Source organism: Kitasatospora aureofaciens (assembly GCF_019192735.1).
Classification (GTDB): Bacteria; Actinomycetota; Actinomycetes; order Streptomycetales; family Streptomycetaceae; genus Kitasatospora; species Kitasatospora aureofaciens_A.
The window spans coordinates 55,612-75,113 of record NZ_JAHTKP010000005.1; the positions used below are offsets into that span (position 1 = coordinate 55,612).

The following is a 19,502-nucleotide window of genomic DNA, read 5'->3' on the forward strand; positions in this document are numbered from 1 at the left end:
AATCCGGCGCCGGCCCGGAGTGAGCGCAACGGGAGGTCGTGGTAGTCCGATGATGGGTCACTCGCACGCGGTCAGCGGAGCGATGCTGTATGCGGCATCGGCGCCTTTCCTTCCCCCGTTGCTGCTGCACACCACACTGCAGCCGGCGGACATACTCATGGGCACGGTGCTGTGCGCGGGCGCGGCCCTGCTGCCGGACCTCGACCACCACGACGGCTCGATCGCCAACTTCCTCGGCCCGGTCTCCAAGGCGCTCTGCCGCTTCGTGGCCTGGGCCTCCGGCGGTCACCGGCACGCCACCCACTCGCTGCTGTTCGTCGCGTTCATGGGCGCCGGCACCTGGGCGGGCGTCACCTTCCTGGGCCGCTACTTCACCCTCGGGGTGACGTTCTTCCTGCTCGCCCTCGCGATCCGGGCGCTGCGGCTCTGCCCGCCCGGCGACGGCCCGGAGGCGTGGATCACCGTCATCGGCCTGGCCGCGCTCGGCACCTTCGGGATGAACACCTGGATGCCGAACGCCCCCGGCTGGCTGCCGTACGCGGTGGCGCTGGGCACGCTGGCGCACCTGCTGGGCGACTGCCTGACGAAGAAGGGCGCGCCGCTGCTCTGGCCGCACAAGGAGCGCTACGAGGTGGTGCTGATCAAGCGCAGCGGCAACAACGTCGAGACCAAGGTACTGGTGCCGATCATGTCGGTGGCGACCTTCGTCCTGCTCTGGTTCACCGCGCTGTCACCGACGATCGTGAACTGAGCCGAACTGTGGCGCGTCGTGAACCGAGCGGCGCTTTTTGACGGGATGCGGCGCGAGGCCTCAGGTCTCGCGCCGCAGTCGTACGCCCACCCAGCGGGCGCGCCGGCCGAGGATGCGTGGGATGCCGAGCTGCCGCTGCGCCGAGCGCTGACGGCCGTCCGGGCCGTCGTAGCCGAGGTCGTCCGCCCAGTCGGAACGGTGGGCGGACCGGTGCGAGCTGTTGTGGCGTCGGCCGCGCGATGCGCCGCCGCGATCGGGCATCCAGGTCATACCGGAATGGATGCCCCTGGGCCGGTCGGGGTAACCGTCCGAGGGGCATCGGAAGTGGCCTATGCGTTTGTCATATGAGCACAACATTAAGGAAGTTGGGAGCCAGGTCCCGGTCCGGCCCTCACTCCTTGTGCCGACCGACCCAGTCCAGCAGCTCCGCCGTGAACTGCTCCGGCGCCTCCTCGTGCGGGAAGTGCCCGACGCCCGGCATCAGCCGCCAGCGGTACGGCGCCGCCACGTACTCGCCGCCGCCGAGCGCGGTGTGCGACAGCAGCACCGGGTCCGCCGCGCCCTGGACGTGCAGGGTGGGCGCGGTGATGGGCTTCTTCATCCGCCGGGCGAACTGGATGCCGTCCGGACGGGCCATCGACCGCAGCAGCCAGCGGTACGGCTCGATCGAACAGTGCGCCGTGCTGGGGATCTGGATCGCCTGCCGGTACGCGTGCACCGCCGCCTCGTCCAGCTTGTCCGGCCCGGTCCACTCGTCCAGGTACCGGCCGACCAGCGCGGCGTCGTCGGCCACCAGGCGGCGTTCCGGTATCCACGGCCGCTGGAAGCCCAGCACGTGCTCGAAGGCGGCCATCTGACGGCGGTCGGTGAGCAGCGCCCGGCGCAGGTCCCGGGGGTGCGCGGCGGAGACCACGGTGAGGCTCTGGATGACCGACGGGCGCATCACCGCCGCCACCCAGGCCAGCGTGCCGCCGGAGGCGTGGCCGACCAGGTGGGCCCGGCGTTCGCCGAGCGAGCGGATCACCCCGGTGATGTCCAGGGCGAGGTTGCCCGGGTCGTATCCGCGCGGGGTGCGGTCGCTGCCGCCGATGCCCCGCAGGTCGAGCGCGACCGCGCGGTAGCCGGCCGCGGCGAGCGCGGTCAGCTGGTGGCGCCAGGCCCACCAGTACTCGGGCCAGCCGTGCACCAGCAGCACCAGCGGGCCCGCGCCCAGCTCGGCGATGTGGAACCGGGCGCCGTTGGCCGCGAGGTCGCGGTGCGTCCACGGGCCGCTCTGCCGGATGCTCCAGGCCTCGGCCTCGGCCGCCCCGGCGGCCCCGTCGGCGACCCCGTCGACGGCCTTCCGGCCGGGCTCCAGATCGGGGCCGGAGTCGGCGGACTGCTGCGAGGGCACGGGCTTCTGGTCAAGCGGCATACCGAGAGCGTGTCACATCCGTGTGCCGGACACGTGCCCGGCACTCGTTGTCGGTCCGCCCAACGGGGGCGGCCGGGGCGGAATCCGCTGCGAAACCCGTGGTGAAACGCTTTGCGAAACCCGTAGCGGAATCTGCGCCGGAACCAGCGACGGAATCCGTTACGGAATGCGGCCCAGCGCCCGGTCGATCTCCTCCTTGGTGGCCGGCCGCGGCCGGGCGTTCTTCAGGACGTCGGCGGTCTTCTGGGCGCCCTCGATGGTGCGGACCGGCTTCTCGATCCTCTTGAACGAACGCCACGCCAGCAGGCCGAGCAGCACCGCGAGCAGCAGGTAGGCGCCGGCCACGATGAAGAACGACCAGCCGAGCGACAGGCCCAGTGCGTGGATGCCGAAGGCCGCCGCGGCGCTCAGCATCGGGACGGCGGCCAGCGCGACCACGCCGGCGACCGTCAGCGAGACCCCGCCGGAGACGCCGCGCTTGACGTCCGCCCGCAGCTCGGCCTTGGCGAGCGCGATCTCGTCGTGGACCAGCGCGGACAGGTCGGCGGTGGCCGCCGCGAACAGCTGCCCCACCGAACGCTCGCCCTCGTAGGGCGCCCGGCCGTTGCTGGACGGGTCTGCGGCTCCTGCGGGCATCAGCGGTTCTCCTCTGCGGCTGTGCGGCGTGACGCCGCCGCGCGGTGCGGTTCCGGGGGCCGGAGGGGGCCCGGTGGCGTCAGTGGACTGTCGACAGCTCAGAATCATGCCCCTACCGGTCAGTCGGACACCACTCCGGGGGCCCCGGCGGAGCGACGTGTCCCGGTGTCACGGAGCCGGGGGAGGGGCGTCGGGAGAGCCCGGGCGGGCCCGCTGAGCGGTCCTCAGCGGGCCTTGGTGGTCCTCAGCGGGACGACTCCGCTCCGCCGTCCGTCCGGTCGTCGCCGGGGTGTGGTGCGAACTCGGCCACCCGGGACCGCCAGGCCGGATCGTCCTGCTGGTAGACGTCCGGGATGCCGTCGCCGTCCAGGTCCCGGTCCTCCTCCTCGCACAGCTCCCGGTAGTGCCGGTTGCGCAGCTTGAGCAGCACGGTGGCGACCAGAGCGCACAGCAGCGAGCCCACCAGGACGGCGGTCTTGGCGCGGTCGGCCAGCGCGAGGTCCCCGGGGAAGGCCAGCTCGCTGATCAGCAGCGAGACGGTGAAGCCGATCCCCGCGAGCACCGAGACCGCGAACATGTCGGCCCATTTGAGCTGCGGGTTCAGCTCCGCCCGGGTGAACCGGGCGGTCAGCCAGGTGCCGCCGAATATGCCCACCGTCTTGCCGACCAGCAGGCCGATGACGATGCCCAGCGGCGCGGCCTGGGTGAACACCTCGCGCAGCGCCGAGCCGGAGATCGTCACCCCGGCCGCGAACAGCGCGAACACCGGGACGGCCAGGCCGGCCGAGAGCGGGCGGACCAGGTGCTCGATGTGCTCGCCGGGGGAGTGCTGCTCGTCGCCCTCGCGGTGGCAGCGCAGCATCAGGCCCATGGCGACGCCCGCCACGGTGGCGTGCACGCCGCTCTCGTGCATCAGCGCCCAGATCACGAAGGCCAGAGGCACGAACAGGTACCAGCCGTGCACCCCGCGCCGGTGCAGGAACCAGAACAGCACCAGACCGGCGAAGGCCAGGCCGAGCGCCCAGAACTTGATGCCGGAGCTGTAGAAGATCGCGATGATCAGGATCGCGATCAGGTCGTCGACGACGGCCAGGGTGAGCAGGAAGGCACGCAGCGCCGAGGGCAGGTGACTGCCGACCACGGCCAGCACGCCGAGTGCGAAGGCGATGTCGGTGGCGGTCGGGATCGCCCAGCCGCCGGGGTGGCCGCCGCTGCCGGAGTTGGTCAGGGCGAACAGGATCGCGGGCAGCGCGACGCCACAGACTGCGGCTATGACGGGCAGCAGCGCAGCGCTCGGGCTGCGCAGCTCGCCCGCGACGAACTCCCGCTTGAGCTCGATGCCGGCCACGAAGAAGAAGATCGTCAGCAGGCCGTCCTTGGCCCAGTCGCCCAGCGTGAGGTCGAGGTGGAGCGGGGCGGACGGGCCGATGGTGTGGTCGAGGACGCTCTCGTACGCGTGCGGCCAGACGTTGGCCCAGATCAACGCGATCACGGCGGCGATCAGCAGCAGCACGCCGCCGACCGTCTCGGTGCGCAGCGCGTCGGTGATGTACGTCCGCTCGGGCAGTGACAGCCGGCCGAGAAGCTGCCGGCGGCGGGTCGTCGGCTGGTTGACGGGCGGCTGATCGGTCACGCGCGGACCTCCTGAGGACTGGGAACGGCAAACGACTGCACGTGTGGTGCAGTTGCCGACCAGACTTCCCGGCGCGCCCTGTGACGCCCGGACTCCTGTTCGAGGATCTTGATGCGTCTTTGACAGTCTAACGGGAGCGTTCGTGTGACATCCGGATTGTCCTATTCAAGGACTTAAGCCCCGCGAGCGCTTTTTGCACCCTCGCGTGGCACCCCACCTGCACCCGAATGACCTCGGCCGCATGCAGAGAGTGACCGCGTTTCTATCGTCGGGTGCAGGTGGGGCTGGCGGTGATGGCCGGAGCGCGGTCGCTGCGCAGCCGCGGCTTCGTCCAGAGCGCGTACGAGGCCCTGCACACCCTGGCCGCGAACCGGCGCACGCCGGATGCTGCGCCCGAACAACAACTGTGCCCCGGGCGGTGAACCGCCCGGGGCACAGCCCGCTGTCTCAGCGCACTCGTCTCAGCGCATTTGTCTCAGGGCACTCAGCCGTTGCTGCCGGCCGGCGGCAGCTGGGCCTGGATCTGGCTCATCACCGTGCTGTCGGCGAGGGTGGTGGTGTCGCCGACCTCGCGGCCCTCGGCGATGTCGCGCAGCAGGCGGCGCATGATCTTGCCGGAGCGGGTCTTCGGCAGTTCGCCGACCACCTTGATCTGCTTCGGCTTGGCGATCGGGCCGAGCGTGCGGCCGACGTGCGCCCGCAGCTCCTCGACCAGCTCCGGGGTCTCGGTGGCTCCGCCACGCAGGATCACGAAGGCGACGATCGCCTGGCCGGTGGTGGCGTCGGTGGCGCCGACGACGGCGGACTCGGCCACCGAGGAGTGGCCGACCAGGGCCGACTCGACCTCGGTGGTGGAGATGTTGTGGCCGGAGACGAGCATGACGTCGTCGACCCGGCCGAGCAGCCAGATGTCGCCGTCCTCGTCCTTCTTGGCGCCGTCGCCGGCGAAGTAGCGGCCCTGGAAGCGCGACCAGTAGGTGTCGATGTAGCGCTGGTCGTCGCCCCAGATGGTGCGGAGCATCGAGGGCCACGGTTCGGTGAGGACGAGGTAGCCGCCGGAGCCGTTCGGGACCTCGTTGGCCTCGTCGTCGACGACGGTGGCCGCGATGCCCGGCAGGGCGCGCTGGGCGGAGCCCGGCTTGGTCTCGGTGACGCCCGGCAGCGGGCTGATCATGATGGCGCCGGTCTCGGTCTGCCACCAGGTGTCCACGATCGGGGTCTTGCCGGCGCCGATGTGCTCGCGGTACCAGATCCAGGCCTCGGGGTTGATCGGCTCGCCGACGCTGCCCAGCACCCGCAGCGAGGACAGGTCGAACTTCGCGGGGATGTCGTCGCCCCACTTCATGAAGGTGCGGATCGCGGTGGGGGCGGTGTAGAGGATCGTCACGCCGTACTTCTGGACGATCTCCCAGAACCGGCCCTGGTGCGGGGTGTCCGGGGTGCCCTCGTAGATGACCTGGGTGGCGCCGTTGGAGAGCGGGCCGTAGACGATGTACGAGTGGCCGGTGACCCAGCCGATGTCGGCGGTGCACCAGTAGACGTCGGTGTCCGGCTTGAGGTCGAAGACCGCGTGGTGGGTGTAGCTGGCCTGGGTGAGGTAGCCGCCCGAGGTGTGCAGGATGCCCTTGGGCTTTCCGGTGGTGCCCGAGGTGTACAGGATGAACAGCGGGTGCTCGGCCTCGTGCGCCTCGGGGGTGTGCTCGGTGGACTGGCGCGCGGTGATCTCGTGCCACCAGACGTCGCGGCCCTCGGTCCAGGCGATCTCCTGCCCGGTGCGGCGGACCACCAGGACGTGGTCGACGCCGTCGGCCTTGGTGAGCGCCTCGTCGATGGCGGGCTTGAGCGCGGACGGCTTGCCGCGGCGGTAGCCGCCGTCGGCGGTGATGACGAGCTTGGCCTGGGCGTCCTGGATGCGGGAGGCGACGGCGTCGGCGGAGAAGCCGCCGAAGACCACCGAGTGGGTGGCGCCGATCCGGGCGCAGGCGAGGATCGCGACGACCGCCTCGGCGATCATCGGCAGGTAGATCGCCACCCGGTCGCCCTTGACGACGCCGAGCTCCAGCAGCGCGTTGGCGGCCTGCGAGACCTCGTCCTTGAGCTGGGCGTAGGTGATCGAGCGGCTGTCGCCGGGCTCGCCCTCGAAGTGGATGGCGACCCGGTCGCCCAGGCCGGCCTCGACGTGCCGGTCGACGCAGTTGTAGGCCACGTTGAGCTTGCCGTCGGCGAACCACTTGGCGAACGGCGGGTTGGACCAGTCGAGCGTCTCGGTGGGCTCGACGGCCCAGCTGAGGCGGCGGGCCTGCTCGGCCCAGAAGCCCAGGCGGTCCTCGGAGGCCTGCGCGTACGCGGCCGCGGTGACGTTGGCGGCTGCGGCGAGCTCTGCCGGCGGGGCGAAGCGCCGCTCCTCCTTGAGCAGGTTGGCCAGGCTCTCGTTGCTCAACGCGCACTCCTCATCGAGTCATGATCTGGGGCGATCCCGTGCGTGGGGATTGTCCCGTGTGTCCCAGCGCACAGCTCACCAGGCGAACGGCCCAGTTGACAAGAGGCACCGGGTAATTGGTGTAGACCTTTGACCGAGAGTCGAACGGACGTCGTCGCGGCGGGGGTGGGTCCGCGCCCCGGCCCGCCCGGCGGGGACACGGACCCGGCTCTCAGGCGGCCAGCCGAGGATCCTCCTCGCTGCCGTCGGCGTGCGCCCGGTCGGGCCTTCCATTCACTCCTTCGGGCGGGCACCCCGCCGGCGCGGCCTGTACCGCCCCCGGGTGCGCTTCGGCAGAGTCTGCTTCGGCTGGGTGCGCCTCGACTGGGCTGAAGGTGCCGCTGGCTCGGTCGAGGACGTACGCCTGGGCGGTCGCGAAGTCGAAGTACATCCCGACCAGGCGCAGGGTGCCCTCCTCGACCCGGCGCTCCACGGCCGGGTTCGCCATCAGCTGGTCCAGCTGCTGGACGACGTTGGTGATGCAGAGCTGTTCCACGAGGTCCACCACCGGCCGGGCGGCGAACTCGGCAGGGACCCGTCGGAGCCGGTCCAGCGAGCCGCGCCCGTTGCGCAGCCAGCGGGCCAGCGGGGTCGGCGGACCGGGGCACTCGTGCACACCGTCCAGCAGGGCCTTCATCGCACCGCAGCCCGAGTGGCCGCAGATCGTGATCGAGCGCACCTCCAGGGCCTCGACGGCGTACTGCACCGCGGCGGCCACCGAGTCGTCGGCCGCGCCGGGCTCGAACGGGGCCGGCACCAGGTTCCCGACGTTGCGGACGGTGAACAGGTCGCCCGGGCCGCTGTTGGTGATCATGCTGGTGACCATCCGCGAGTCCGCGCAGGTCAGGAAGAGCTCGGAGGGGGTCTGCCCCTCCCGGGCCAGCCGGGCGAGTTCGGGCCTGATCAGCGGGGCGGTGTGCTGCTGGAACACCCGGACGCCGTCGAGCAGCCGGCCGTGCGGGTCCTCCTGCTGCTCGATGCAGTGGTGGCCGACCCAGGGTGTCCACGCCCGGCACCGGTGGGGGCCGGGGGAGCTGCCCGCGCGGACCGTCCCGTCGGGGTCGAGCACCTCGTCGTCCTGATGTCTCGTCACCATCGAGACCCGGCCGCCCGCGGCCTGGTGCCCGGTGCGCCAGCTGTGCAGGGTCTCGTACGCGGCGTGGTCCAGGAAGGAGCCGTCGTGGACCACCGTCACCTCGGCGTCGGCGGGGACGCCGGCCAGCGCCCGGCTCAGCCGGGGTACGGCGGTGAAGGTGAGCGGGCCGTGCGTCTGGACCGTCACCGAGCCGTCGGGGCCCGCCAGCACGTCCACATGAGCGCGGGTCAGCCGGTAGAGCGCGAGCAGGACGGCGGTGGCGGCGCCGAGCGTCACGCCCCACAGCACGCCGAACCCCACCACGCCCGGCACGGTGGTCAGGTAGACCGGGAACTCGCGGTGTCGGTGCACGTTGCGGATGTGCGCGAAGCTCATCATCTGCAGCCCGACGACCAGCACCAGTGCGGCCAGCGCGGCGAGCGGGATCCGGCGCAGCCCGCCGGTCAGCGCCAGCGCCGCGGCGAGGACCCAGACACCGTGCAGCACCGAGGACCACTTGGTCTGCCCGCCCGCGCGGACGTTGGCGGTGCTGCGCACCGCGCCGCCGGCGATGGGGAGTCCGCCGATCAGCCCGCTGACCATGTTGGCGACGCCCTGGCCGCGGAGTTCGCGGTCGAGGTCTCCGCGGCGGCGGGACATCCGGTCGACCGCGACGGCGGAGAGCAGCGACTCGACGCTGGCGACGGCGGTGACGGTGAGGACGGCGGCGAGCACGCCGCCGAGCGGGCCGTGCGGCAGGGCAGGGACGAACGCGTGCGCTTGCCAGGCGGGGAGTTCGATGTGCGCGAGCCGCAGGTTCATGGTCAGGGCGAGCGCTGTGGCAGCGGCGACGGCGGCCAGCGGGCCGGGCAGCCTGGCCAGCTTGCTGCCCAACTCGCCTGCGCGACCCGGGAGTCGGCCGAGCCGCGGCCAGCCGAGCAGGACGGCCACGGTCACCGTGCCGACCAGTAGCGCGGGCGGGTGCGGGCCCGCCAACTGCCCGGGCAGCGCGAGGAGGTTGGCGATCGTGGAGCTCTGTGGGGAGCCGCCGAGGACGACGTGCAGCTGCGCGACGGCGATGGTGAGCCCGACCCCGGCCAGCATGCCGTGCACGATCGCGGGCGACACGGCGAGCGCCGTTCGGGCCACCTGGCGTGCACCGAGCAGGAGTTGGAGCAGGCCGGCGGCGAGTGTGATGGCGCAGGTGGCCTGCCAGCCGTACTGGGCGATCAGCCCGGCGGTGATCACGGTCAGCGCGGCCGAGGGGCCGCTGACCTGGAGGGGCGTGCCGCCGAGCAGGCCGACGACGATGCCGCCGACGGCCGCTGCGGCGAGGCCGGCGGTGAGCGGGGCGCCGGTGGCGAGCGCGATGCCGAGGGAGAACGGCACGGCGATCAGGAAGACCACCAGGGAGGCGGAGAGGTCCTGCATCCACCGGGCGCGCGGGCCGGAGTCGGAGCCCGGCGGTGCGTGGTCGGTGGTGTCGGAGGCGATGGGGGCGCTGGAGATGTCGAGGGTCATTGTCTTCCCGTCTGTCCGGGGGAACGAACGCAGTCAGGTCCGGTGGTGAGTCCGGTGGTGGGGCTCTGGGGCGGATCGGCTGTCGTGGGTCGCGACGGTGTGGCGGGATGGCGTGGGCGCGGCGGGGAGTGCGGGTGTCACCGGCCGGACCTTGACCATCAGGGCCCGCCAGGGGCCTCGGCGAGGAGCGGGGGCCTCACAGAGGGCCGTCGGGACGGACCATCAAGACTCGGTAAACCGAGGGTAATGAAAGCTTTGCACAGCGTCATTCGGGGCGGAAGGGGAAAAGCCCCTGATTCACCCCATTGGGTGGTGTTCGAACCGCGGGGAATCTGCTGGTGGGCGCGCCGAACACGCCGAACGGGCCGTGGCCTCCCCGGAGGCGGGGGAGGCCACGGCCCGTTCGGGCGCCGGATGCCGGTCCGGCAGGCGTTGGCGAGGGGGGCGAGTGGCCGGCGAGGAGTCGGTCAGACGTGTGCGCCGGCCGGGGCGGGCTGCTCGCCGTCGGGCGTGAACTCGCCCAGCACGAAGGAGTGGTCCACCTGGTTCGCGAGGTCGACGCCCACCTTGGCGCTGGCCCAACTCTCCGCGTTGCGCAGGTGGAAGAGCACGGCCTGCTCGGTGTAGCGGTGCGCGTCCCGCCGGTCGAAGGAGGCGTCGACCTCGGACCGCAGCTGCTCCAGCACGGCCCGGTTGGCCGGCTCCAGCGACTTCAGCGGCGGCTCGGCGCCCTGCTCCATGCGGCGCACCCAGTCCGAGTGTCCGAAGGTGGCGAGCAGGTCGTCACCGACCTCGCGGCGCAGGAAGTCGAGGTCGTCCGGGCCCTGCACCTTGTTGCCGATCACCCGCAGGTGCACGCCGAAGTCGCGGGCGTAGTCCTTGTACTGGCGGTAGACCGAGACGCCCTTGCGGGTCGGCTCGGCGACCAGGAAGGTCAGGTCGAAGCGGGTGAACAGGCCGGAGGCGAAGGAGTCGGAGCCCGCCGTCATGTCGGTGACCAGGTACTCGTCGCGGCCGTCCAGCAGGTGGTTGAGCAGCAGTTCGACCGCGCCGACCTTGGAGTGGTAGCAGGCCACCCCGAGGTCCTCCTCGGTGAACGCGCCGGTCGCCAGCAGCCGTACCGAGCCCTCGTCCAGCGCGATCGGCCGGGCGCAGGCGGCGTAGACCGGGTTCTCCTCGACGATCCGCAGCAGGCGCGAACCCCGGCCGGGCGGCGTGGTTTTGATCATCTCGTCGGCCGAGCCGATCAGCGGATTGCTGCCGCGCAGGTACTCCTTGATCTCCGGCAGGTGCGCGCCGAGCGAGGGCAGCCGGGCGGCCTGATCGTCCGTCAGTCCGAGTGCGGGGCCCAGGTGCTGGTTGATGTCGGCGTCGACGGCGATGACGGGCCGGCCAGCGGCGGCCAGGTGGCGGATGAACAGTGCGGACAGCGTGGTCTTGCCGCTGCCACCCTTGCCGACGAAGGCGATCTTCATCTGGGACTCCGGCTCTTGCTCTGGGGCTCTCGCTCTGGAGGGCTGCCTGTGGGGATGGGCGGGACGACTGTGGAGCCGACTGTGGGGGCTAACTGGAAATCGTTATCGTCTCCGATAGTGGTCATGCTAGCCGGGGTTTGGGGCTCCTCGCGGAAGGGAAATGAGGATTGCCTCTAACGGGTGATGCGGGGTTGCTGTTCCGGGAGGGGCCGCCGATTCACTACTCTCGGGTAGGTGAGCACTGGAACTGATCCCCTCGCCCCGCTGGTCCAGCTCCCCGGGGTGCCCGACGCGGTGGCCGAGGTGCGCAAGGCCGTCGACCGCCTCTACGGCCACCGGGTGATGCGCCGCCGCGCGGCCGAGGTCACCTCCGAGTCCGCGCTCCGGGGCGCCCGCGCGTCGGCGGCGCTGGCCGGGGCGGACTGGCCGCTGGAGGAGGTCCGGCGCCGTAGTGACTTCAGCGCGGACGACGAGGCCAGGACCATCGGCGCCGCCCTGCGGATCTCCGCCGAGGCCGGCCAGCTGCTCAGCATCTGGCGGCACTCGCCGCTCCAGGTGCTGGCCCGGCTGCATCTGCTCGCCGTCGGCGACACCGACCCGTCCGCGGGCCGGCCGCGGCGGGCGGGGGAGACGGCCGAGGAGGTGTTCCCGCTGGAGCTCAAGCCGGTGGAGAGCGTCGAGGCAGCCGTGGTGGACGCCCCGCTGCCCGCGCTGCCGCCCGCCCCGGGCGCCGAGGAGGTCGCCGCCCGCCTCGACCAGCTCTCCCGGCTGCTGGTCGCGCGCGCGGAGGGGCAGGGCGTGGGGACGCCGGCTCTCGTGGTCGCCTCGGTGGTGCACGGCGAACTGCTCGCGCTGCGGCCGTTCGGCTCGTACAACGGCGTGATCGCGCGGGCCGCCCAGCGGATCGTGCTGATCGCCGAGGGGCTCGACCCGAAGTCGATCTGCCCGGCCGAGGTAGGCCTCGCGGAGCTCGGCACGGACGCCTACCGGCGTGCGCTGGCCGGCTACCTGGCCGGGACCGGGGAGGGGATGGCGGCCTGGATCGCGCACTGCAGCAAGGCGTTGCGCCTCGGCGTACGCGAGAGCACGGCGGTCTGCGAGGCCATGCAGCGCGGGATGGTCTGACCGGTCGCGCTTACGGACACTGCGCTTGCAGACATGGAGATGCGGCGGCACCTGATCCTGCTGGGTGCCGCCGCTGGTACAGGTACCGGGTGACCATGCATGCACCGGAAGTGCCGATCAGACGGGGATCCTGCCCGTTCGTCTGGTCCGGCGGCCCGACAGCGGGTCGGCTGCATGTGGGTGCTCGGTTATCTGTACGTGCGGTCCGTGGGCCTGAAATGCGTTGTCGGTTTGACCTCTTCGGTCCTGACCGGGTCTCGCGGGCCGTGCTTCATTTGTATCGCGTTTCGGGCGAAAGGGGAACCCGAAACAGGAAGTCTGCGGCAATTGCCCGTTTTGTCCCAGTTGTAGAGGGTTGTGGGGCTTCGGGTCGGCCGGCTTCGGACGGGGGCCGAGCCCGGCGGGTGCGCGGGCTCAGACGGTCGGGCGGCGGCGCCGGGCCAGGTACCAGACGACCCCGGCGGTGAGCACGGCCGTCCCGACCGCCACGGCCGTCAGGACCGACCCGCTCGGAGCGGAGAACTCCGGGAGCCGCCGCCGCAGTTCCACCGGCTTGTCGAAGACCAGCACCGGCCACTCCCGGGCCGCCGCCTCCTTCCGCAGCGCCCGGTCGGGGTTGACGGCCGACGGGTGGCCGACGGCCTCCAGCAGCGGCAGGTCGGTGGAGGAGTCGCTGTACGCGTAGGACGCGGCGAGGTCGTAGCCCTCGGTCTCGGCCAACTCCCGGATGGCGGCGGCCTTGTTCTCGGCGTAGGCGTAGTACTCGATCTCGCCGGTGTAGCAGCCGTCCTCGATCTTCAGCCGGGTGGCGATCACATGGTCCGCGCCGAGCAGCGCGCCGATCGGCTCGACCACCTCGGAGCCCGAGCTGCTGACGATCACCACGTCGCGGCCGGCCGCGTGGTGCTGCTCGATCAGCGAGGCGGCCTCGTCGTAGATGATCGGGTCGATCAGGTTGTGCAGGGTCTCGGCGACGATCTCGCGGACCTGCTGGACGTTCCAGCCCCGGGTGAGCGACGAGAGGTACTCGCGCATCTTCTCCATCTGGTCGTGGTCCGCGCCGCCGACCAGGAACACGAACTGGGCGTACGCGCTGCGGAGTACGGCCCGACGGTTGATCAGACCGCCCTGGTAGAACGGGCGGCTGAAGGCCAGCGCGCTCGACTTGGCGATGATGGTCTTGTCCAGGTCGAAGAAGGCCGCCGTCCGCAGGCCGCCCGGTCGGGGGCGGGCGGGCGCGGGGGCCTCGGCGGTCCCGGTGGCGTCGCCCGGGGACTCGTCGGCGTGGTCGGCGGCGTTCTCGGTGGTGTCCACGGGAACCGAGGATAGAGGGAGCCACAAAACACCCCGCCATTCGGCGTACTCGCGGGCGTGCGGGTTTGTGTTTCTGGCCGCTCGGGTACACCATGGAAGTCACGGATCGTTCGCGACCGTGCTAACCCGGTCCGGCTCCTCCCCCCCGAGTCGGGCTGTGGATAGACGACCCCCGCTCTCCCCCCCGGCGGGGGTCGTCGCACGTCCGGGGCCATTTTCAGGGCTTGAAGGCCCTTCGCGGCGGGTACCGCCGACCGGCTGCCCGAGGTGTACAGGCGGTGTCGGCGCGGGGGTCCGTCGACCATCTTTCGTCACTCTGTGTTGCCGTTTGCTCATCTCTGCCGGTGGCCCCACGCTGTCCCGTTCCAGCGGCGCGGTACGCCCGAACTGCTTCGGGCGAGGTGTTCAGCGAGACCGGGCGGCAGGTGTGCGCGGTGCCGACGGTTCATCTCCGTGATCCCCGTTCGTCAATTCTTGGCTCATTAGCCCCCCGCCCGGGTGAACGTTTTTATCCACAGGCTTCGAGTTGTCCCCAGGGATTCGGAAGCCTGATGACGGAATCCGGATCACCCCCCACCGTGATGGTCGGCGGCGGTCGCCAGGCACCTCCTTCAGGGTTCTTCAGGGCTCTCGGGGCTCTCCCGGGCGACCGTTCGCCGGAACCGTCCGACGTGCGCCGTCGGCCGTCCCAAGCGGTCGGCGGTGCTGAGGGGAGACCGCCATGTCGACGCCGATCACCGGCCACGCCACCGCCGAGGTGCCCGAGGTCACCGGCCCGCTCGTGCTGACCGAGGACGAGCACCTCGCCGAGCACCTGCTGCGGCTCTGCGCCGCCGCCGGCACCGATCCCCGGCTGATCCGGGGTGCCCCGCCGCCGCGCGGCCTCTGGGAGAGTTCCTCGCTCGTCCTGGTCGGGGACGACCAGGTGGCCCTCTGCGCCGGGCTGCCCCGGCGCAGTGGGGTGTTGCTGCTGGGGATGGACCTGGACGACCCGGAGGTGTGGGTCAGAGCCGTCCAACTCGGCGCCGAGCACGTGCTGTTCCTGCCCGACGCCGAGGCCTGGCTGCTCGACCGGATCGCCGATGCGGCCGAGGGCGTCGGGCCGCCGGCGCTCACCGTCGCCGTGCTCGGCGGCCGGGGCGGCGCCGGGGCCTCCACCCTGGCCTGCGCCCTCGCGGTCACGGCGGCGCGGGTCGGCCGTCGGACGATACTGATCGACGGCGATCCGCTGGGCGGAGGCCTGGACATCCTGCTCGGCGGCGAGACGGCCCGCGGGCTGCGCTGGCCCGATCTGGCCGGCTCGCGCGGGCGGGTCAGCGGGGCCGAGCTGGCCAGGGCGCTGCCGGCATTCAAACGGCTGTCCGCGCTGTCCTGCCTCTCCTGGGACCGCGGCGACACCCTCGCCGTGCCGCCCGAGGCCATGCGCAGCGTCCTCGCCGCCTCCAGACGGCGCGGCGGGCTGGTCGTGGTCGACGTGCCGCGCCATCTCGACGCGGCGGCCGGGCAGGCGCTGGAGCAGTCCGACCTGGCCCTGCTGGTGGTGCCGGCCGAACTGCGCGCGGTGGCCGCCGCCGACCGGGTCGCGGCGGCGGCCCGGATGCGGCTCGGGGACGTCCGGGCGGTGGTCCGTCCGCTGCGGGCCTTCGGACTCCCGGCTCCGCGGATCGCCCGTGGACTGCGGTTGGAGCTCGCGGGGGAGCTGGAGCCGGAGCCCGGGCTGGCCGAGGACGTCGAGAAGGGCGTGCCGCCCGGGATCCGGGAGAGCGGTCCCCTGGCGCGCTTCTGCGCCACCTTCCTGGACGAGGTGATGCCGCCGGTGCCGGCGGTCGAAGGAGGTGTGTACTGATGGTCCGTCTGCGCAAGGCAGCATTCCGGGGCGGCTCACAGGGCCGGGGCGACGGTGCGCGGGAACACCGGCCGCTCCGGAGCGTGCCGCCGCCCGGCGGGCCGCCCGAGGCACCCCGGCCGTGCCCCTACGGGCGGACGGCCCGGGAGGAGCGGACGGCGGCGCTGGTGGACGCGGTCCGGCTGCGGCTGGCCGAGTCGGGTGCGGCTCCGACGGACGGGTCCGTCGCCGCCGCCCTGCGGGCCACCCGGCCGCCGCTCGGCGGGGACGAGGTGCTGGACACCGTGCGCTCGCTGCGCGCCGAACTGGTGGGTGCGGGCCCGCTGGACCGGCTGCTGGCGGCGCCGGACGTCACGGACGTCCTGGTGAACGGTCCGGACGAGGTGTGGGTCGACCGTGGCGGCGGCCTGCACCGGGCCACCGGGGTCCGGTTCGCCGACGCCGAGGCGGTCCGGCGGCTGGCCCACCGGCTGGCCACCGCGGCCGGGCGGCGGCTGGACGACGCCCGGCCCTGGGTGGACGCCCGGCTGCCGGACGGCACCAGGCTGCACGCCGTGCTGCCGCCGATCGCGGCCGGCTGCACCCACATCTCGCTGCGGGTCTGCCGGCCCCGGCCGTTCACGCTCGCCGAGTTGGTGGCGGGCGGGGCGCTGCCACCCGAGGGCGCCGACCTGCTGGCCGGCATCCTGCGGGCCCGGCTGTCGCTGCTCATCTCGGGCGGCACGGGGACGGGCAAGACCACGCTCCTCGCGGCCCTGCTCGGCCTCGCCGGGCCGGACGAACGGATCGTGGTCGCCGAGGACTCCGCCGAGCTGCAACCGGCCCATCCGCACGTGGTCCGGCTGCAGAGCAGACCGCCCAACCAGGAGGGCCTGGGGGAGCTCACGCTTCGGGACCTCGTCCGGCAGGCACTGCGGATGCGCCCCGACCGGCTGGTCATCGGCGAGGTGCGCGGGGCCGAGGTGTCGGACCTGCTGGCCGCGCTGAACACCGGGCACGAGGGCGGCTGCGGCACCGTCCACGCCAACACGGCGGCGGACGTGCCGGTGCGGCTGGAGGCGCTGGGCTCGCTCGCCGGGCTCGACCGGCCGGCGCTGCACAGCCAACTCCGGGCCGCGCTCGACCTGGTGGTGCACCTGGTCCGGGAGCCGGGGTCGGGGCGGCGCCGGGTGGCCGAGATCCACACGCTGGCCGGGGACCGCGACGGCCTGGCCGTGACCACTCCGGCGGTGGAGTTCACGGCGGAGGGCGGGATGGTCCCGGGAGCGGGGTGGGAGCGGCTGGTCGGGCTGCTGGCGGCGCGCGGGGTGTCACTCGGCGCCGGGCCGCCGTGACGGGGCTGGCGGCGCCGAGTGTGCGTGCGGCGGAGCTCGGGTTCGTCCTGCTGCTGGCCGTCTGCTCGGCGGGCGCCCTGGCGCTGTTGGGGGCGTGGGGCAGGAAAGGCAGATGAGTCGATCGGCAAGGAGGTTTGTGAAATGACGGATCGTCAGGCCTCGCTGTGGTGGGCCATGGCGCTGTGTGTGATGGCGATTGCCGGGTGGCGCGCGTTGCAGCAGCAGGTGCCGGGCGGTCGGCGGTCCAGGCTGGTGCTGGCGGGGGCCGGCCCGCCGGTGCCGCCCATGGGGCCGGCGGTGAGCGGGAGTTCGGCGATTGTGCGTCGTCCGCCGAGGTGGCTGGTGCCCGAACTGCTGCTCCTGCCGACGGGCTTGGCGGCCGGGCATGCCGTGGCCTCGCCCGTGCCGGTGCTTGCTGCCGTCCTGGCCTTCCTGCCGCTTCGGCGGTGGCGGGAACGGCGGCGGGTCGCGGCGGAGGCCGGGCGGCGGGCGGCCGGTGTGGTCGAGCTCTGCACCGGGCTGGCCGGTGAGTTGCGCAGCGGGTCGACACCGGAACAGGCGTTGCACCTGGTGACGACACGCATCGCCGCCGACCCGGAGGCGCTTCGCCGGCTGGGCGAGGAGCCGGTGGCGCGGCTGGCGGCCGGCCGGTACGGCGGGGACGTGCCCGCGGCGCTCCACCTGCTCGCCGAACTCCCGGGCGGGAGCGGGGCGGCGGCGATCGCGGCCTGCTGGCGGGTTGCCTCCGACGGCGGGGCCGGGCTGGCCGCCGCGCTGGACCGGGTCGCGGAGGCGCTGCGCGCCGAGCGGGCGCTGGCCGAGGAAATCGCCGGCGAGCTGGCCGGTCCGCGGACGACGATCGCCGTCCTGGCGGCCCTGCCCGCCGCCGGGCTCCTGCTCGGCGCGGCTCTCGGGGCACGCCCGGTGAACGTCCTGCTGCACACGCCCGCCGGGCTCGGCTGCCTCGCGGCGGGAGCGGCACTGGAGGGCCTGGGCGTGGCCTGGACGGCCCGGATCGTCCGGGCGGCGGCCCAGGGGGCTCTGGAGGCCCCTTGGCGGCCCGCTGGGCGGTCGGGCGGGGGCGGTCTGCGGGCGCGGGTGGTTCGGATGGCGGCTCGGGGCGACGTGGAGGCTCCTCGGCGGTCCGCCGGGCGTGGTGCTGTGCCTCGCCGAGGGATGTGGCGTGGGTGGCCTGGGGTATGGCGTCCCGTCTCGGCCCGGCCGGGTGGCGGTGATGCCGTGCAAAGCAGACGGGCCTGGGCGTCGCGTCCGCTGTCCGCCCGGCCTTCTGGGCGTCCGGGCGGCGGGAGTTCGACGGGAGGGCCTGGCGGGGTGTTGTGGCGAGAGGTGGTGTCGGGGTGATGTGGGGTGTGGCTGCCGCGGTGGCGGTAGCGGGAGTTGCTTCGGCGCTCAGGTGGGCGAGGCGGCGGAGAGCGTCTGCCTGGTTCCGGGCACAGGCTCGGACGCGTGCCGGGCCGGGGCCGCAAGTGGCTCCGCCGGTGCGGCGAACGGCGATGGCGCTCGTGGCCGGGACCGGGTCGGCTGTGCTGCTCGGCGGTGGCGTCGGCCTCGTCGTCGGGGTGGGCCTGGCGGTGGGGGTGTACCGAGCACTGGCGCGGGCACGGTCGCCGGCGGACCGGCGAGCGGACCTGGAGGAGGAGCTGCTCACCCGGCAACTCCCGCTCAGCGCCGAGCTGCTGGCGGCCTGCCTCGGGTCGGCAGCATCGCCCTCCGTGGCGGTCGTCGCGGTCGGCCGGAGCGTGGGTGCCCCGATGGGGCCCCGGCTGGTGGCGATCGGTGCCGAACTGGCGCTGGGCGCACCGCCGGAGCTGTGTTGGAGCCGGCTGAGCGAGCAGCACCCCTCGCTGGCGCCGCTGGCCGGCTGCATGGTCCGGACGAGCCTCGGCGGCGCTCCGGCAGCCGGGCCGCTGATCGGGCTCGCCCACGCCCGTCGGACGGCGGCCGGCCGGGCTGCCCAGGCCCGGGTCCGCCGTGCGGGGGTGCTCGCGACCGCACCGCTCGGGCTCTGCTTTCTTCCGGCCTTCGTGCTGATCGGCGTGGTGCCGGTCGTCATGGGGCTGACCACCCGGTTCGCGCTGGCGATGTGATGAAGCATCAACAGCGAATCGGGCAATCGATCAAGTCGACATCGGATCAGAGGAGAAAACCATGGCTGTAGTGATCACACCCAGGCCCGCCGCCGGGCGTCCGCTCCGGCACCTGCTCGGGGTGTGGCGGCGCAGGAGCCGCTGGACGGTGCTCACGGTTCGTCGGGCGGCCCGGACCAGGGGCCGGTCGGACGCCGGGATGACCACGGCGGAGTACGCGGTCGGCAGCGTTGTTATCTGGGGTTGTCAAGAAACTTGGCTGGTCAACAGGATCTAGAGCTTTCAGTTACATGAGGCACGTTGGAGGGGCGTGATCTCACTCGGCTGCGGTTGCGGCCGTGAGACTCTGATCCCATGACAGCGATCTCGGATGATCAGTACGGCAAACACAAGAAGTTCCGGGAGTTCGCGGATTGCCCGCGCTGCGGCTACATCGACTTGCCGTCCGGAACGCTGAACGAGGACCAGACGGTTGAGACCCGGGTCTGCGAGGAGTGCGGCTCGAAGGTCGAGACGGTGCCGTACTTCACCACACCGCCGGGGGAGGCGACGACCTTCTTCGAGAGCTGACTTGTGCCGCTCTCACGCCTCCGCTGCGTGTCATCGACCTTCGGTCGATCCGGCAGTGCCGCGCCCGCTTCGCTGCGTCTGGCCGGACGGCGGCGAGAGTGCCCTTCCGCCGGGTGTGTTGGGCTTCCAGCCGCGCGGAAGCCCCGGCGGGGGCTCCTCCGGACCCCGCCCCCGCCGGATCCGATTCCGGCGTCAACGCCGGTTGCCGAAAGGATCTGTGG

16 protein-coding genes are annotated in these 19,502 nt (G+C 72.7%); 8 read left to right on the forward strand and 8 right to left on the reverse strand.

The genetic code is table 11. The features are described 5' to 3' along the window. Positions 1-52: 52 nt before the first annotated feature. Positions 53-751 (forward strand): metal-dependent hydrolase, encoded by a 699-nt coding sequence (locus KV557_RS07385; protein ID WP_218199138.1) that lies wholly within the window; start codon positions 53-55, stop codon positions 749-751. 60 nt (positions 752-811) lie between these two features. Here the strand turns inward: KV557_RS07385 and KV557_RS07390 are convergent, their stop codons facing one another. The 4 genes from KV557_RS07390 to nhaA all read right to left on the reverse strand — a co-directional run bounded on the left by KV557_RS07390 (position 812) and on the right by nhaA (position 4,434). Further along, entirely contained in the window at positions 812-1,021 is a 210-nt protein-coding gene (locus KV557_RS07390) for a hypothetical protein (RefSeq protein ID WP_218198944.1), read from the reverse strand. A gap of 121 nt (positions 1,022-1,142) precedes the next feature. Next, positions 1,143-2,165, reverse strand: a complete 1,023-nt coding sequence (locus KV557_RS07395) for an alpha/beta fold hydrolase (RefSeq protein ID WP_218198945.1) — start codon at positions 2,163-2,165, stop codon at positions 1,143-1,145. A 159-nt stretch (positions 2,166-2,324) separates the two neighbouring features. Continuing rightward, positions 2,325-2,801 carry a phage holin family protein gene (locus KV557_RS07400; RefSeq protein ID WP_218198946.1) on the reverse strand — a complete coding sequence of 159 codons (477 nt, stop codon included), beginning with the start codon at positions 2,799-2,801 and terminating at the stop codon, positions 2,325-2,327. Between the two features lie 244 nt (positions 2,802-3,045). Continuing rightward, positions 3,046-4,434, reverse strand: coding sequence for a Na+/H+ antiporter NhaA (gene nhaA, locus KV557_RS07405; protein WP_308129798.1), 1,389 nt, complete (start codon positions 4,432-4,434; stop codon positions 3,046-3,048). Between the two features lie 272 nt (positions 4,435-4,706). Here nhaA and KV557_RS07410 point away from each other — a divergent pair, with 272 nt between their 5' ends. Beyond that, a complete protein-coding gene (locus tag KV557_RS07410; protein ID WP_218198947.1) occupies positions 4,707-4,856 on the forward strand; it encodes a hypothetical protein in 150 nt (49 codons plus the stop codon). Between the two features lie 62 nt (positions 4,857-4,918). Here the strand turns inward: KV557_RS07410 and acs are convergent, their stop codons facing one another. From acs to KV557_RS07425, 3 genes are all read right to left on the reverse strand, one after another. Beyond that, positions 4,919-6,874: an acetate--CoA ligase gene (gene acs, locus KV557_RS07415; RefSeq protein ID WP_218198948.1), complete on the reverse strand. Its 1,956-nt coding sequence runs from the start codon at positions 6,872-6,874 to the stop codon at positions 4,919-4,921. A gap of 211 nt (positions 6,875-7,085) precedes the next feature. Further along, on the reverse strand, positions 7,086-9,509 hold the full coding sequence (locus tag KV557_RS07420) for a SulP family inorganic anion transporter (protein WP_218198949.1): 2,424 nt from the start codon (positions 9,507-9,509) through the stop codon (positions 7,086-7,088). Between the two features lie 467 nt (positions 9,510-9,976). Further along, positions 9,977-10,984 (reverse strand): ATP-binding protein, encoded by a 1,008-nt coding sequence (locus tag KV557_RS07425; RefSeq protein WP_218198950.1) that lies wholly within the window; start codon positions 10,982-10,984, stop codon positions 9,977-9,979. 234 nt (positions 10,985-11,218) lie between these two features. Between KV557_RS07425 and KV557_RS07430 the strand changes: the two genes are divergently transcribed. Continuing rightward, positions 11,219-12,109, forward strand: coding sequence for an oxidoreductase (locus KV557_RS07430; protein ID WP_218198951.1), 891 nt, complete (start codon positions 11,219-11,221; stop codon positions 12,107-12,109). Positions 12,110-12,523: 414 nt separating this feature from the next. On the opposite strand, the gene KV557_RS07435 is transcribed toward KV557_RS07430, so the two are convergent. Further along, on the reverse strand, positions 12,524-13,321 hold the full coding sequence (locus tag KV557_RS07435) for an HAD family hydrolase (RefSeq protein ID WP_218199140.1): 798 nt from the start codon (positions 13,319-13,321) through the stop codon (positions 12,524-12,526). 823 nt (positions 13,322-14,144) lie between these two features. On the opposite strand from KV557_RS07435, the gene ssd reads away from it, so the two are divergent. The 5 genes from ssd (at position 14,145) to KV557_RS07460 (ending at position 19,281) form a co-directional block, all read left to right on the forward strand. Next, the gene (gene ssd / locus KV557_RS07440) at positions 14,145-15,269 is read left to right on the forward strand and encodes a septum site-determining protein Ssd (RefSeq protein ID WP_218198952.1); all 1,125 of its coding nucleotides are present in this window, start codon (positions 14,145-14,147) and stop codon (positions 15,267-15,269) included. Continuing rightward, the gene (locus KV557_RS07445; protein WP_218198953.1) at positions 15,269-16,603 is read left to right on the forward strand and encodes a TadA family conjugal transfer-associated ATPase; all 1,335 of its coding nucleotides are present in this window, start codon (positions 15,269-15,271) and stop codon (positions 16,601-16,603) included. Before ssd ends, KV557_RS07445 begins: the two co-directional genes overlap by 1 nt. A 141-nt stretch (positions 16,604-16,744) precedes the next feature. Further along, on the forward strand, positions 16,745-17,965 hold the full coding sequence (locus tag KV557_RS07450; protein WP_218198954.1) for a type II secretion system F family protein: 1,221 nt from the start codon (positions 16,745-16,747) through the stop codon (positions 17,963-17,965). 152 nt (positions 17,966-18,117) lie between these two features. Continuing rightward, on the forward strand, positions 18,118-18,711 hold the full coding sequence (locus KV557_RS07455) for a type II secretion system F family protein (RefSeq protein WP_218198955.1): 594 nt from the start codon (positions 18,118-18,120) through the stop codon (positions 18,709-18,711). 354 nt (positions 18,712-19,065) lie between these two features. Continuing rightward, positions 19,066-19,281 (forward strand): hypothetical protein, encoded by a 216-nt coding sequence (locus tag KV557_RS07460; RefSeq protein ID WP_218198956.1) that lies wholly within the window; start codon positions 19,066-19,068, stop codon positions 19,279-19,281. The last annotated feature ends 221 nt before the right edge of the window (positions 19,282-19,502 follow it).

Excerpts from the sequence above, each read along its gene's own strand:
- KV557_RS07385 (WP_218199138.1), top strand. The coding sequence starts at position 53 with ATGGGTCACTCGCACGCGGTCAGCGGAGCGATGCTGTATGCGGCATCG.
- KV557_RS07390 (WP_218198944.1), bottom strand. The coding sequence starts at position 1,021 with ATGACCTGGATGCCCGATCGCGGCGGCGCATCGCGCGGCCGACGCCAC.
- KV557_RS07395 (WP_218198945.1), bottom strand. The coding sequence starts at position 2,165 with ATGCCGCTTGACCAGAAGCCCGTGCCCTCGCAGCAGTCCGCCGACTCC.
- KV557_RS07400 (WP_218198946.1), bottom strand. The coding sequence starts at position 2,801 with ATGCCCGCAGGAGCCGCAGACCCGTCCAGCAACGGCCGGGCGCCCTAC.
- KV557_RS07420 (WP_218198949.1), bottom strand. The coding sequence starts at position 9,509 with ATGACCCTCGACATCTCCAGCGCCCCCATCGCCTCCGACACCACCGAC.
- KV557_RS07425 (WP_218198950.1), bottom strand. The coding sequence starts at position 10,984 with ATGAAGATCGCCTTCGTCGGCAAGGGTGGCAGCGGCAAGACCACGCTG.
- ssd (WP_218198952.1), top strand. The coding sequence starts at position 14,145 with ATGTCGACGCCGATCACCGGCCACGCCACCGCCGAGGTGCCCGAGGTC.
- KV557_RS07445 (WP_218198953.1), top strand. The coding sequence starts at position 15,269 with ATGGTCCGTCTGCGCAAGGCAGCATTCCGGGGCGGCTCACAGGGCCGG.
- KV557_RS07450 (WP_218198954.1), top strand. The coding sequence starts at position 16,745 with ATGACGGATCGTCAGGCCTCGCTGTGGTGGGCCATGGCGCTGTGTGTG.
- KV557_RS07455 (WP_218198955.1), top strand. The coding sequence starts at position 18,118 with ATGGCGCTCGTGGCCGGGACCGGGTCGGCTGTGCTGCTCGGCGGTGGC.
- KV557_RS07460 (WP_218198956.1), top strand. The coding sequence starts at position 19,066 with ATGACAGCGATCTCGGATGATCAGTACGGCAAACACAAGAAGTTCCGG.